A 13,527-nucleotide genomic window follows, 5' to 3' on the forward strand; every position below is an offset into this window, starting at 1 on the left:
TTATTGATTTTGACAAGGGAATGACCATTCTCTTCAATCAATGCCTTGCCTCTAAGCCTTTTAATTCTCGCTGAGTGGGAAAGAACTTAATCAACTTGGTATTATTTCCTCTCTTTTTTACCAGAATACCAAACAACGCATCATATACGTCTAGTCAACTTTTGGCATTTTACTTGCATTCAATAAAGTAACGATTTTTATTTTATGGAAACCATTATGGATAAGATGCTTTATGTCGCCATGAGCGGTGCCAAACAAAATATGCAGGCGCTAGCGATTAACGCTAATAACCTCGCCAATGCCAAAACAACTGGTTTTAAGGCTGATTTAGCACAGGCGCGTACTATGCAAGCATTTGGTGAAGGTCAACCTACACGTGTTTTTGCCATGACCGAACGTGCAAGCCAAAATTTTGACTCGGGTTCTTTATTAACAACTGGGCGTTCTCTTGACATCGCTGTGAAAGGTGATGGTTGGTTTGCTGTGCAAACACCTGAATTATTTAATGCCGATACTTTAGGTTTTGGTCAAGGTGAAGCATACAGCAGACAAGGGCATTTGCGTTTAACAGAAGATGGCACATTAGAAACATCCAATGGCGAACTGGTACTAGGTGACAATGGACCGATTATTTTGCCTTTACCTGTAAGTAATATTCAAATTTCTCCTGACGGCACAATTATGGTTCAACCTGAAGGAGCACCAAATAATGCCCTAGAAGAAGTTGGCCGTATTAAATTAGTTAACCCTGATGTTCGCCTAATTGAAAAGGGTGAAGATGGCTTATTTAGACGCAAAGATGGTCAAGTAGAGCTTAGTGATGTGAGCGTGAAAATACAAGGTGGCGCGCTTGAATCAAGCAATGTTAACCCTTTGTCTGAAATGACAGACATGATTGCGTTGCAAAGACAATTTGAAATGCATTTGAAACTGATGAAAACCGCAGAAGAAATTGATGCAAGTAGCTCTTCATTATTAAGGGCATTCTAATGTTTACTTATAGTGACGAAAGCAATCTAAAATTTAGAGGTGATGTATGAACCCAGCATTATGGATCAGTAAAACAGGCTTAGATGCACAAACCAAAGACATTGCAGTTATTTCAAATAATCTCGCGAATGCTAGTACGGTTGGCTTTAAGAAAAGTAGAGCTGTTTTTGAAGATTTACTGTACCAAAACATTAACCAGCCAGGTGGACGTACCGCAGATGATAGTGAAGCACCGTCAGGTTTGATGCTAGGTGCAGGTACAAAAGTTGTTGCCACGCAAAAAATTCATACGCAAGGGGATATGTTAACAACAGATAACTCTCTTGATTTGATGATTCAAGGTGAGGGTTTTTTTGAAATTCTAATGCCAGACGGAACGTCAGCGTACAGTCGCAATGGTCAATTCACTACAGATGATGAAGGAAACATTGTTACACCAGGTGCGGGTTATTTATTACAACCCCAAGTCACTATACCTGAAGATGCTATAAGTATTGTTGTGTCACAAGACGGTGAAGTTTCTGTAACGGTTCAAGGGCAAGCAGAACCTGCTGTTATTGGACAAATTAATACCGTTAACTTTGTTAACCCAACAGGACTTGAACCCATTGGACAAAATTTATTCACTGAAACTGGTGTAAGTGGTGCGCCTCAAGAAGGCGTTCCAGGTTTAGAAGGCTATGGCATGATAGTGCAAGGGGCTTTAGAAACGTCGAATGTTAATACCACAGAAGAATTGGTTAACTTAATTGAGTCTCAACGGGTATATGAGATGAATTCAAAAGTGATTTCAGCTGTTGATGAAATGTTAAGTTATATCAATCAACAATTATAATTAATGCTTATATAAATAGTACAAAATTGGCCGTTTGTGTTTTAAAACTAAGCACTTAATCAGTTAGTTAGATTGTACTTGATTCAGGTAAAAGGCAGTGAATTGCCTGAATAACAGATTAAATAAAAGCATAAAGGTTGGAGGCAATTATGAAAAATACGTGGAATAAAATTAGTTTAAATTTAGTTGTAGTTTTATTTGTTGCTCAACTTAGTGCGTGTAGTAATACGGTTGAATTAAGTAAGGCATTGCCTAACGATCCTGACTTTGCTCCGATTTTACCTGAAGTTGAAGAAGCGTCGATTATTCCAACAGGCTCTTTATTTAAAGAGAACTATGTCAATAATATTTATTCAGACTCAAAAGCACACCGAACTGGCGATATTATTTCCGTTATATTGAGTGAAAGCACTCAAGCAAATAAAAATGCAAAAACTGAGTTGAAAAAAGAAAATAATGCGGTTTTAGACCCTATTATTGGTTTGGGTGGAGTTCCTGCATCCATAAGTGGTAAGTCGTTACAGTTTGGTGTTAATCAAAATAATAGCTTCAAAGGAGATTCAAAGTCCGATCAAGGTAACAGCTTAAGTGGTGACATATCTGTGCATGTATTGAAAGTACTCCCTAACGGTAATTTAATGATCCGAGGTGAAAAATGGATCACATTAAATAATGGTGATGAATATATTCGTTTAACAGGCATTATTCGTCCAAAAGATATTAATTCAAATAACACCATTTTATCAACAAAAGTTGCTAACGCGCGTATTCAATATTCGGGAACGGGAAGCTTTGCTGATGCGAACGAGCAAGGTTGGCTAACTAAATTTTTCAGTAGTTCGTGGTGGCCATTATAGGTTTTGGTTTTTATAGCTAATACGTATTATTTTCAAACACACAAATACAAATTTCGCCTATACAGAGTAATATTATGAAAGCAGTCTTAGCAATTATCTTTATTTTACTGACCTTTAACAGTCAGGCTCAGCGTATCAAAGACTTAACTGATGTGGCAGGGGTGCGTTCAAACCAGTTGATTGGTTATGGTCTTGTTGTTGGTTTACCTGGAACAGGTGAGCAAAGTCCGTTTACCGAGCAAAGCTTTAAAACCATGTTAAGTAACTTTGGTATTACCATGCCTGAGAATTTAAAACCTAAAATTAAAAATGTAGCTGCTGTTGCTGTGCATGCAGAGTTAAATGCTTTTGCAAAACCTGGGCAAACAATTGATGTTACTGTATCTAGCATGGGTAGTGCACAAAGCTTACGTGGTGGTACCTTGTTACAAACTATGTTGATAGGCCTTGATGGCAATGTTTATGCTGTTGCACAGGGTAGTTTAGTGGTTAGTGGTTTAGGCGCGGGGGGGCTTGATGGCTCTAAAATACTTGTAAATACGCCTACGGTAGGACGCATTGCCAATGGCGCTACTGTTGAACGTGAAATTAAGTCTCCTTTTTCACTGGGCGACTCTATCACATTTAACTTACACAATTCTGATTTTACCACAGCAAAACGTTTAGCAGACACGATTAACAGCCTTATTGCTGGTTCGGCTAAAGCAATTGACGCAACGTCAGTAAAAGTAACGGCACCAAGAGATATTAATGACCGTGTTGGCTTTTTATCAGTATTAGAAAACTTAGAGTTTGAACCCGCATTACCTTCTGCAAAAATCATTGTTAACTCGCGTACTGGTACCATTGTTATTGGTTCAGAAGTACAACTACTTGCTGCTGCAATTACACACGGTGGTATTACGGTAACCATAAATGAAACTCAAAAAGTGTCTCAGCCAGGTGCTTTTGCCGAAGGTGAAACCGTGGTGACCAATGAATCTAGCGTTAATATGACACAAGAAGATGCGCGTATGTTTGTGTTTGAACCAGGCGTATCTTTAGACACACTTGTCAGAGCCATTAACGAAGTAGGTGCTGGCCCAGGTGATGTAATGGCTATTTTAGAAGCACTCGATCAGGCGGGTGCAATTCGTGGCGAATTGATTGTTATTTAGAGTAAAAATTTAACGGTATAAACTGATGGCTGATAATTTACTTAACACCTCAAATTTTGAACAAGCACGTAATTCATTAGAATTAACGGGGTTGAATTCTATTCGCCAACAATCTAAAGAATCGGATGGTGAAAGTAAAAAAGCAGCATTACAAGAAGCTGCGCAGCAGTTTGAAGCTATTTTTATGCAAATGCTATTAAAAAGCATGCGTAAAGCCGAAGATGTATTAGAGTCAGATAGTCCATTTAATTCAGAATCAACCAAATTTTATCGTGATATGCATGATCAACAAATGGCGATTGAATTATCTTCTAATGGCTCATTAGGTTTAACTGATCTTATTGTCAGGCAACTTGGTGGTGACAGTGACAACTTTACCCCAAGTTCAGTGCTACGAAGTGATGGAAACATTGGCAAAATAAATAATAAACCTTCAGGCGTTAGCTCGAATCAAGAAACATTATCGCCAGATAACAGTCAGATTACTCCATCTAATCCATTTGCCGTTTTTTCAAAAACTACTACTGCATCAGCGTCAAGTCAACGAGATGAAACGTTTACGCAAATTCCTTTTGTACCGCCAAGGAAAGCAACATTAGAAACAGATGCTAATAAACAGGGTGTCAATTTTTCAGCGCCGTCATTTGCTGAACCAAAAGACTTTGTTAGTGCGCTTACTGAGCCTGCAAAAGTTGTTCAAGAAAAAATAGGGGTTCCCTTTCAAGTTGTTATCGCACAAGCCGCACTAGAAACAGGGTGGGGAGCAAAAATAATTAAAGATAAACAAGGTACTAGTTCGCATAATTTGTTCAATATAAAAGCTGATAATCGCTGGGAAGGCGAGCATATTCAAAAGGATACCCTAGAATTTGAACAAGGAGCAATGGTAAAAAAATCAGCACCATTTCGTGCTTATCAATCATTAGACGAAAGTTTTAATGACTACGTTAACTTTCTTACTGATAACGACAGGTATCAAGACGCACTTCAAAATTCTGATAATGTGGAGCGATTTTTGCAAGGTTTACAAAAAGCAGGCTATGCGACCGATCCACAATATGCCGACAAAATAATGGCAACACTTCGTACAGTCTCAAATTTAATCATTAAATAAAACAAATCGTAGCATGCTGCGATAAATGTTGAGGCAATCATTATGTCAGTAAGTTTATACCAAAGCGGCGTGAGTGGCTTGTTAGCAGCGCAACAACAGTTGGCTACTACTGGTAATAACATTGCCAATGTTAATACTGAAGGTTACAACCGACAACGTGCAGAACAAAATGCATCAATGGGGTTAACCAGTGGTAATAATTTCATTGGCTCTGGTACTTACATTCAAGACATTACACGAATATATGATGAATTTTCATATAAAGAGCAAACACTCAGTCAAAGTAATTTAGGCAATGCGGATTTATTAGATACCCGCTTATCACAGCTTGATCAAATCATGAGCACTGCAGGTGGTGCGGTTGTGAATTCTTTAGAGAATTTTTATCAAGCCGTCAATAGTATTGCAGACAACCCCAATGATTCAGGCTTACGTAGCATAGTGCTTAATCAAGCAAATATTTTAAGTAGTGACTTTAATGAGTTAACCAATTCTTTTGGCCAAATGACTGACGCCGTAAACGGTGAAATTACCCAAGTAGCCACGAGAATTTCTGAAATTTCGATTGAATTAGCAAAGTTGAATGAAACAATTTCACATTCTCAAGGCTTAACCGTATCAGGTCAACCTAATGATTTACTTGATAAACGAGATCAACTAATTACTGAGCTAAGTGGTTATACGCGAGTGACTACGGTGGAAGATCAACACGGTGTTCAAACGGTCATGATAGGTCAAGGCACCACGTTAGTGGCAGGAATTACCCCCCTTACCCTGCAAGTTAATGCCGGTGACCCCGATGCAAAAAAGACACAGTTAAGTTTAGTTAGTGGTAGCAGCAGTGTTGCAATTAAAGGGGAAGACTTAGGCGGATCTTTAGGTGCCAATTTTCAATTTAGAGATGATGATTTAAAACAAATACGTACAGAGATTGATCGCTTAGCAATGGCAATTTCGTCAACATTGAATGACACGCAAGCGAGTGGTTTAGATCTCAACGGTTTACAAGGTGCTAATATTTTTACTGATATAAATACTAATCAGTTACAACAAGGTAGGGTGTCATCTCTTTCTGATAATACTGGCACAACGAGTGCTCAAGTTACTATTAATGATGTGTCATTAGTGCCTACAGATGAATTTGAAGTACGTTTCGATGGTACTGATTTTACACTATACAATTTAACGACAGGCAGTAACGAAAACTTAGGTCCTCCAGGTGGCGGCTCTCCTGCAGGTACACATACACCTACTAATCCAGATTATGGTTTCTCATTTGTTGAAACAGGGGTTCCTGCTAATGGAGACAGGTTTATAGTAGAGCCTACAAAGAACAGTGCTGCATTAATGAAAACAACATTAACTGATGGTAACGCCATTGCTGCTAGCACGGCTATTGCTGTCACACCAAGTACAAGTAATGTTAGCGATGGCACAATAAATGTTACTAATGTGATTGATCCTGAAGCGGCCAGAACTTATGACATAACGGTTGATGTATATGAAAGTGTTCCAGGTACTTTTAGTTATCGGGTATATAACAGCACTACACCACCACCTGCGCCGACTATTGCGTCAGGTACTTATGCTGCTGGGGCTAGTGCCACTATTGACATTCCTGCTGGCTCACCCGATTTTCAAATTGAAATTGCAGGAGATCTGGCTGGTGAAGGTGCTAATGCGCGTGAAACATTTACGCTAAATGATGCCTTTGGTGTTGGTAACGGTAACCATGCGGTGGTGATGGCCAAAACACAAGAAAAAGGGGTTACTGACGGAGGTGAAAAAACATTTAGCCAAAGTTTAGCCACTTCAACTGCCGTTGTTGGTGCTAAAGCGAGTAATGCATCATTAGTGGCAGACACAGCTCAGGCCTTATATACACAAGCTTATAACCGAAACCAAGCAACATCTGGCGTTAACCTTGATGAAGAAGCTGCCAATCTTTTGAAATTTCAACAAGCTTATCAAGCGGCATCACAAATAATTTCTACGGCAAATACTATTTTTGACACTATTTTAGCTGCCGTAAGGTAAGGAGTTTTTTCATGCGCGTATCAACAGCTCAATTTTACTTTCAAAGTGCTCAAATGATGAGTAATAAATCGTCAGATGTTAATGACCAAATGGCGCATATATCAAGTGGTTTGCGCATACATACGGCTAAAGATGATGCGGTTTCTTATGGCACTTTATCAGGTTTGAAAGATGATTTAGCCAATATTGAGAAATATAAACGCAATATTACTATGGCTGAAAGTGATAACAATTTACAAGAAGTTGTGTTTGCTGATGCGGAACTGGTTTTAAACCGTATTACAGAAGATTTATTGCAAGCCAATAATGGTCGTATGTCTACGGAAGATTTGCAAACGCTAGCAAATCAAGTGAGAGACAGTTTTGACCAATTACTTGATATTTCTAACACGCAAAATGAAAATGGTGATTATATTTTTGCTGGTTTTCAAACTAATTTGCAGCCATTTAGCCAAAAAACTGACGGTTCAGTTGTTTACAGTGGCGATACAGGCATTAACCAATTGCAAATTTCTAAAAACATTACCATACCTACCAACCAAACAGGTGATGCGGCTTTTTTAAAGGTTGACAATGCAATTGGTGATTTTGTCGCTGATTATACAACTAATACTTCTGGGGTCGCGGTTGAAAGTGCCAAAGTTGCTGATCGTAATGTATACAATACAGCGGTTACACCGCATGAATATACCTTCTCATTTGACGCAGTGACTAATGACTTAACCGTAACCGATAGTGGTGGTGGTATTGTTTTTCCTGCTGCTCCTTATACAGTGGGGCAAACAATTACCTTTGACGGTGTTGATGTAACCTTAAGCGGCAATCCGCTGCCGGGTGACAGCTTTGTTATCAGTGAAAAAGAAGAAATTAGTATTTTTGAAACAGTGAGTAGTGCCATTGAATGGATGGAACGCGGCGTTGTGTCAGTTGATCAAGAGCAACATCAAGTAGATTACAGCACCATACTTACTCAGCTTAAATCCTCTTTAAATCATGTCACCTCTAGACGAGTAGATGCAGGTGTTCGTTTGCAAGTTCTTGAAACACAAAAGAATAGACATTTAGATACTGAATTGGCGACAACGACAAACCGTGGACAAATAGAAGATTTAGATTACGCCAAAGCAATATCAGAATTTGAACAGTCTCAAATAGCGCTACAAGCTTCGCAACAAACCTTTACCAAGGTACAGGGTTTAACTTTATTCAATTATATTTAAAAAAATGGTGTCATTCATAAAAATGGCATTGTTTATGCTTTTCAATAACAAGTAATACAGGATAACAAATAATTGTCGGCACATTAATAACCGCTGTTATTTGTTATCAGTACAAGTAAAGAGGCTTGCAGCACAAGCTTCTAATAAATAATATTAAAACATTAGGAGTTTATTATGGCTTTATCAGTAGTAACCAATACTGCGTCAATAAATGCACAGCGTAATTTAACGAAATCTGGTGACGGCTTAGCTACGTCAATGCAACGTTTATCTTCCGGTATGCGTATTAACAGCGCTAAAGATGATGCGGCAGGTATGCAAATTGCCAACCGGTTAACCTCACAAGTGAATGGTTTAGGGGTAGCACAACGAAATGCTAATGATGGTATTTCAATGGCACAAACCGCTGAAGGTGCAATGCAAGAATCTTCTGCTATTTTACAACGTATGCGTGATTTATCATTGCAATCAGCTAACGGTTCAAATGGCGCTGATGATAGAGCAGCACTACAAAAAGAAATGGGTGCTTTACAGCAAGAGCTAACCCGTATTTCTGAAACCACTAAGTTTGGTGCTACCAGTTTACTTGACGGTACTTTTGGTACTAAGCAATTTCAGGTGGGTGCTAATGCGAATGAAACCATTAATGTTAGCTTGGGTAATATGGCAGCAGATGCTATTGGTGTTCATGAAATAAAAGGTGCGGGGAACGCATCAAATAACTTAGGTGATGTTCAAACGGTTGCACTAGCAACTAATATGGCGATAGATAGTGATGTTATTAATATTAACGGTGGCGATGTTACCGTTGGTGCAGGACATGGTGCTGCAACTATTGCTGACAGTATTAATGCTGAAGCGTTAGGGGTTGTTGCAGAGGCAAAATTATCTACAACAATTTCAGGTATTGGCGCTGATAGTATTTCAACTCTGAATATTTCAAAAGGTGGTTCTGTTGTTGATTCTTACAATTTATCAACCTTTGGTGGTGACTCAGAGCGTTTAGCAGAAGAAATGCAAGCTGATGGTTATGATGCTGTTTATGATGAAAGTACTGATACTATTACCTTTAAGGCCACAGATGTTGATGGAATGGAAGCAACAGGTGCTAACGATACAAGTGGCTTTACTATTGGTGGTCAGGCTGTAGCTAGTACAACGGGTTCATTAAGTGTTTCGTCTGAGCTTAATTTATCATCAGCAAACAAAATAGGGGTTAGTGGTACTACGGCTAATCAAATTTTTGGCACGGGAACTGCTGCTATTGCTTCTACAGGTGGGGCTAGCGCATTAACCAGTATTGAATCACTTGATATTTCAGGTGTAGACTCATCGGGTGCGCAAGATGCTATTAAAGCAATTGATGCGGCACTTGCTCAAATAGACTCGTCTCGAGCGTCTTTGGGTGCTGTTCAAAATCGTTTTTCTCATACAATTAGCAATTTAGCTAACGTTCAAGAGAATGTGTCAGCATCACGTAGTCGAATTCAAGATACTGACTTTGCGGCCGAAACAGCAACTATGACCAAAAACCAAATACTACAGCAAGCAGGTACTACAATATTGTCACAGGCAAACCAAATACCTCAAGCAGCCGTGAGCTTATTAGGTTAGTTTATTTCGTCATCATCATGAACAACTAATTCTGTTCAGCGATAATAAAAAAGGAAACCCGAAAAGGTTTCCTTTTTTTATGTTTTTCTATTGCGCCAATCCTTTGACTAAAAAAGTAAATCACATAAAAACTAGCTTTAATGCTGACTTGTTTACCATGAATTTACATAGCGTCTTTGGTTTAACTTATTGTTTTTTATAATTATTTTAGTTTTGGCTTGTTTCTTGATTATAAAATACTCAAGAGGGGCTTCTTTATGTTAATAAGCTTCTAAAGATAACTATTAGGAGATTATTATGGCTTTATCAGTAGTAACTAACATTTCATCGCTTAACGCTCAACGAAATTTAACAAAATCTGGTGATGGTTTAGCAACATCTATGCAACGTTTATCGTCAGGTATGCGTATTAACAGCGCGAAAGACGATGCTGCTGGTATGCAAATAGCCAACCGTTTAACCTCACAAGTAAATGGTTTAGGTGTGGCGCAACGAAATGCTAATGATGGTATTTCAATGGCGCAAACCGCTGAAGGTGCGATGCAAGAATCGTCAAATATATTGCAACGTATGCGTGACTTAGCATTGCAATCAGCGAATGGATCAAATTCTGCTGATGATAGGGAGTCACTACAAAAAGAAATTGGGGCTTTACAGCAAGAGTTGACCCGTATTGCGGAGACCACAAAATTTGGCGCGACTAGTTTGCTTGATGGTAGCTTTGGTACTAAGCAATTTCAAGTAGGGGCTAATGCAAACGAAACCATTAATGTTACTTTAGGTAATATGGCAGCAGATGCCATTGGTGCTCATCAAATTAAGGGCGCGGGTACTGCAGCTGCAGCCAATAGTGTTGGCGATATTGAAGCGTCGCTGTTAGCTGCTAATATGGGAACAACGGGAGATACCTGGAATATAAACGGTACCGATGTTACTTTTTCAAGTGGTAGTGGTGCTTCTCAAATAGCGGCCAATATCAATGATGAGTCTACAGGTGTCACTGCTGAGGCCGTACTAACTACACGTATACAGGGTTTATCAGCTTCTGATGCAGGAATTTTTAATATTTATAAAGAAGGCAGTATTGAAGATACTTTCGACCTTGCTTCTTACGGTGGCGATATGGAGCGCTTAACTGAAGATCTACAAGCAGCAGGGTATAATGCCGTTTTTGATCAAGATTTAAACTCAGGTGCGGGTGGTATAGATGTTACTGCAACGGATATTGATGGTTTTGAAGTAACAGCTTCTGCTGCGGGTACTATACAAATGGGGCCAGCTGGAGGGTTACTCACTTCGGGCGCAGGTGCTTTGTCTCATTCAGCAGAGTTACATTTATCTTCAGCAGAAAAAGTTGGTATTTCAGGTAACACTGTTAATGAAATATTAGGACAAGGTTTTAACGGCAATAATATTGCTTCTGCTGGTGGCACAAGTGCTTTAAACTCTGTTGAAGATATTGATATATCAGGTGTTACAGCGGCTAACTCGCAAGCTGCTATTGAAGTTATAGATGCGGCGTTATCACAAATAGACGAGAATCGTGCCGATTTAGGTGCAGTGCAAAATCGATTTACGCATACCATAAGTAATTTAGCCAACGTACAAGAAAATGTATCGGCCTCTAGAAGCCGAATTCAAGACACTGATTTTGCAAAAGAAACTGCTGAAATGACAAAAAATCAAATTCTACAGCAAGCAGGAACCAGCATATTGTCGCAAGCGAACCAGATACCACAAGCCGCTATCAGCTTATTGGGCGGATAATTTAGATAAATTTAACCATTGTCATGTTTTATTGGGCTAATCTGTTATGGTTTAGCCCTTTTTTGTGCCTAGTGATATTGTCTTGAGCTTGTATGATCGGCATCTTTTATTTGTATTTAGAAATAAAAATAAATTTATTAAGAGTAACCTGTAATTTTATTTTTATGATAAATACTTATTAAACAATGAGTTCTGTTGCTTGTTGTTCGAGAAAGGTGTTTTTTTTAATCTTTTTTATAAAAAAGATTAAAGTTAATTTTTAAGCTGCCGTTAAGGTGTTTAGTGCAGGGCTGCTTTGATTAATTTGTTGGAAATATTATCGATTAATTAACGGCTTCTGGTTAAAACAGCTAACTAAATAATTACATTACGTAATCAGGAGTTTACCATGGCTTTATCAGTAATAACTAATACCTCATCAATTAATGCGCAACGCAACTTAGGCAAATCAAGCGAAGGGTTACAAACGTCAATGCAACGCTTATCTTCTGGTATGCGTATTAACAGTGCAAAAGATGATGCTGCGGGTATGCAAATTGCTAACCGTTTGTCTTCACAAATCAATGGTTTAGGCGTAGCACAACGAAATGCTAATGACGGTATTTCAATGGCACAAACTGCTGAGGGTGCTATGCAAGAATCGTCAGCTATCTTACAACGTATGCGTGATTTAGCATTACAATCAGCTAACGGTTCAAATGGTGCAGACGACCGTGCAGCTCTTCAAAAAGAAGTAGGTGCTTTGCAACAAGAGCTAACCCGTATTTCTGAAACTACAAAGTTTGGTGCTACAGCATTACTTGATGGCAGCTTTGGTACTAAACAATTCCAAATTGGTGCTAATGCTAATGAAACCATTAATGTGACTTTAGGTGATATGGCGGCTGATGCTATTGGCGTTAATGAAATCAAAGGTGAAGGTGCTTTATCATCTACAGGTATTGGTGATATGCAAACCGTCGCACTGGCAGCTAATATGGATACAACGGCAGATGTTTTAAATATTAATGGTAAGGATGTTACTGTTAATAATAAAGATGGCGCTGCAACAATCGCGGACAGTATTAATGCTGTTGCTGCAGGTGTTACTGCGGTAGCAAGCTTAGAGACAACTATTTCGGGAATTAAAGCGGCTAGTTCATCTACTATTGAAATATCTAAAGGTGGCGCAGCGGTTGACACCTATGACTTAGGTACTTTTGGTGGTGACTCTGCTCGTTTAGCTGAAGAAATGCAAGCTGATGGTTACGATGCCGTATATGATGAAGATACAGACACCATTACTTTTAAAGCAACTGATGTTGATGGTATTGAAGCAACAGGTGCTAACGATACAAGTGCTTTTACTATTGGTGGTCAAGCAGTTGCCTCTACAACAGGTTCACTAAGTGTTTCTGCAGAGCTTAACTTGTCATCGGCAGATAAAATTGGTGTGACAGGTGCTACAGTGAGTGAAATTCTAGGTACAGGGTCAGCCGCTATTGCTTCTACGGGTGGTTCAAGTGCATTAACAAGTATTGAGTCAATTGATATTTCAGGTGTAGATTCATCAGGCGCTCAAAGTGCAATTTTAGCGATTGATGCGGCATTGGCTCAAATCGATTCAAGCCGAGCTGATTTAGGTGCGGTACAAAACCGTTTTTCTCATACTATTAGTAACTTAGCTAACGTTCAAGAGAATGTGTCAGCATCGCGTAGTCGAATTGAAGATACTGATTTTGCTACAGAAACGGCACAAATGACTAAAAACCAAATATTGCAACAAGCAGGTACGTCAATTTTGGCGCAGTCTAACCAATTACCACAAGCTGCATTAAGCCTTATTGGTTAATACAGTATAGGTTCAGGTTCAACCTAAGTATGAAAAAGGAAGGAGCCAAAACTCCTTCCTTTTTGTGTTTTGATAAAGTAGCCACGATAATTTATACTGATTATT

10 protein-coding genes and 1 pseudogene are annotated in these 13,527 nt (G+C 38.9%); all 11 read left to right on the forward strand.

Annotated features, from left to right (window positions below):
* The first annotated feature begins 216 nt into the window (after positions 1 to 216).
* The 11 genes and pseudogenes from ACE1OF_RS02040 to ACE1OF_RS02090 all read left to right on the forward strand — a co-directional run bounded on the left by ACE1OF_RS02040 (position 217) and on the right by ACE1OF_RS02090 (position 13,422).
* Positions 217 to 990 carry a flagellar basal body rod protein FlgF gene (locus ACE1OF_RS02040; protein ID WP_448892356.1) on the forward strand — a complete coding sequence of 258 codons (774 nt, stop codon included), beginning with the start codon at positions 217 to 219 and terminating at the stop codon, positions 988 to 990.
* Positions 991 to 1,036: 46 nt separating this feature from the next.
* A complete protein-coding gene (gene flgG / locus ACE1OF_RS02045; RefSeq protein ID WP_448892357.1) occupies positions 1,037 to 1,825 on the forward strand; it encodes a flagellar basal-body rod protein FlgG in 789 nt (262 codons plus the stop codon).
* Positions 1,826 to 1,974: 149 nt separating this feature from the next.
* The gene (flgH, locus tag ACE1OF_RS02050; RefSeq protein WP_448892358.1) at positions 1,975 to 2,682 is read left to right on the forward strand and encodes a flagellar basal body L-ring protein FlgH; all 708 of its coding nucleotides are present in this window, start codon (positions 1,975 to 1,977) and stop codon (positions 2,680 to 2,682) included.
* A 74-nt stretch (positions 2,683 to 2,756) separates the two neighbouring features.
* On the forward strand, positions 2,757 to 3,839 hold the full coding sequence (locus tag ACE1OF_RS02055; protein WP_448892360.1) for a flagellar basal body P-ring protein FlgI: 1,083 nt from the start codon (positions 2,757 to 2,759) through the stop codon (positions 3,837 to 3,839).
* A gap of 25 nt (positions 3,840 to 3,864) precedes the next feature.
* Positions 3,865 to 4,953 carry a flagellar assembly peptidoglycan hydrolase FlgJ gene (gene flgJ, locus ACE1OF_RS02060; protein ID WP_448892361.1) on the forward strand — a complete coding sequence of 363 codons (1,089 nt, stop codon included), beginning with the start codon at positions 3,865 to 3,867 and terminating at the stop codon, positions 4,951 to 4,953.
* Positions 4,954 to 4,995: 42 nt separating this feature from the next.
* Positions 4,996 to 6,990 (forward strand): flagellar hook-associated protein FlgK, encoded by a 1,995-nt coding sequence (gene flgK / locus ACE1OF_RS02065; RefSeq protein WP_448892362.1) that lies wholly within the window; start codon positions 4,996 to 4,998, stop codon positions 6,988 to 6,990.
* Positions 6,991 to 7,001: 11 nt separating this feature from the next.
* The gene (gene flgL / locus ACE1OF_RS02070) at positions 7,002 to 8,210 is read left to right on the forward strand and encodes a flagellar hook-associated protein FlgL (protein ID WP_448892363.1); all 1,209 of its coding nucleotides are present in this window, start codon (positions 7,002 to 7,004) and stop codon (positions 8,208 to 8,210) included.
* Positions 8,211 to 8,384: 174 nt separating this feature from the next.
* A pseudogene (locus ACE1OF_RS02075) lies at positions 8,385 to 8,795 on the forward strand (flagellin N-terminal helical domain-containing protein); the annotation flags it as partial.
* Positions 8,796 to 9,302: 507 nt separating this feature from the next.
* Positions 9,303 to 9,824 (forward strand): flagellin, encoded by a 522-nt coding sequence (locus ACE1OF_RS02080; RefSeq protein WP_448892599.1) that lies wholly within the window; start codon positions 9,303 to 9,305, stop codon positions 9,822 to 9,824.
* Positions 9,825 to 10,121: 297 nt separating this feature from the next.
* The gene (locus ACE1OF_RS02085) at positions 10,122 to 11,591 is read left to right on the forward strand and encodes a flagellin (protein ID WP_448892364.1); all 1,470 of its coding nucleotides are present in this window, start codon (positions 10,122 to 10,124) and stop codon (positions 11,589 to 11,591) included.
* Between the two features lie 388 nt (positions 11,592 to 11,979).
* Positions 11,980 to 13,422, forward strand: coding sequence for a flagellin N-terminal helical domain-containing protein (locus tag ACE1OF_RS02090; RefSeq protein WP_448892365.1), 1,443 nt, complete (start codon positions 11,980 to 11,982; stop codon positions 13,420 to 13,422).
* Positions 13,423 to 13,527 lie beyond the last annotated feature (105 nt).

This window comes from Colwellia sp. E150_009, from assembly GCF_053543955.1.

Bases quoted from the DNA above. Each gene is read 5' to 3' on its own strand.
- flgG (WP_448892357.1), top strand. From the start codon at position 1,037: ATGAACCCAGCATTATGGATCAGTAAAACAGGCTTAGATGCACAAACC.
- ACE1OF_RS02085 (WP_448892364.1), top strand. From the start codon at position 10,122: ATGGCTTTATCAGTAGTAACTAACATTTCATCGCTTAACGCTCAACGA.
- flgJ (WP_448892361.1), top strand. From the start codon at position 3,865: ATGGCTGATAATTTACTTAACACCTCAAATTTTGAACAAGCACGTAAT.
- flgH (WP_448892358.1), top strand. From the start codon at position 1,975: ATGAAAAATACGTGGAATAAAATTAGTTTAAATTTAGTTGTAGTTTTA.
- flgK (WP_448892362.1), top strand. From the start codon at position 4,996: ATGTCAGTAAGTTTATACCAAAGCGGCGTGAGTGGCTTGTTAGCAGCG.
- ACE1OF_RS02055 (WP_448892360.1), top strand. From the start codon at position 2,757: ATGAAAGCAGTCTTAGCAATTATCTTTATTTTACTGACCTTTAACAGT.
- ACE1OF_RS02040 (WP_448892356.1), top strand. From the start codon at position 217: ATGGATAAGATGCTTTATGTCGCCATGAGCGGTGCCAAACAAAATATG.
- ACE1OF_RS02090 (WP_448892365.1), top strand. From the start codon at position 11,980: ATGGCTTTATCAGTAATAACTAATACCTCATCAATTAATGCGCAACGC.
- ACE1OF_RS02080 (WP_448892599.1), top strand. From the start codon at position 9,303: ATGGAAGCAACAGGTGCTAACGATACAAGTGGCTTTACTATTGGTGGT.
- flgL (WP_448892363.1), top strand. From the start codon at position 7,002: ATGCGCGTATCAACAGCTCAATTTTACTTTCAAAGTGCTCAAATGATG.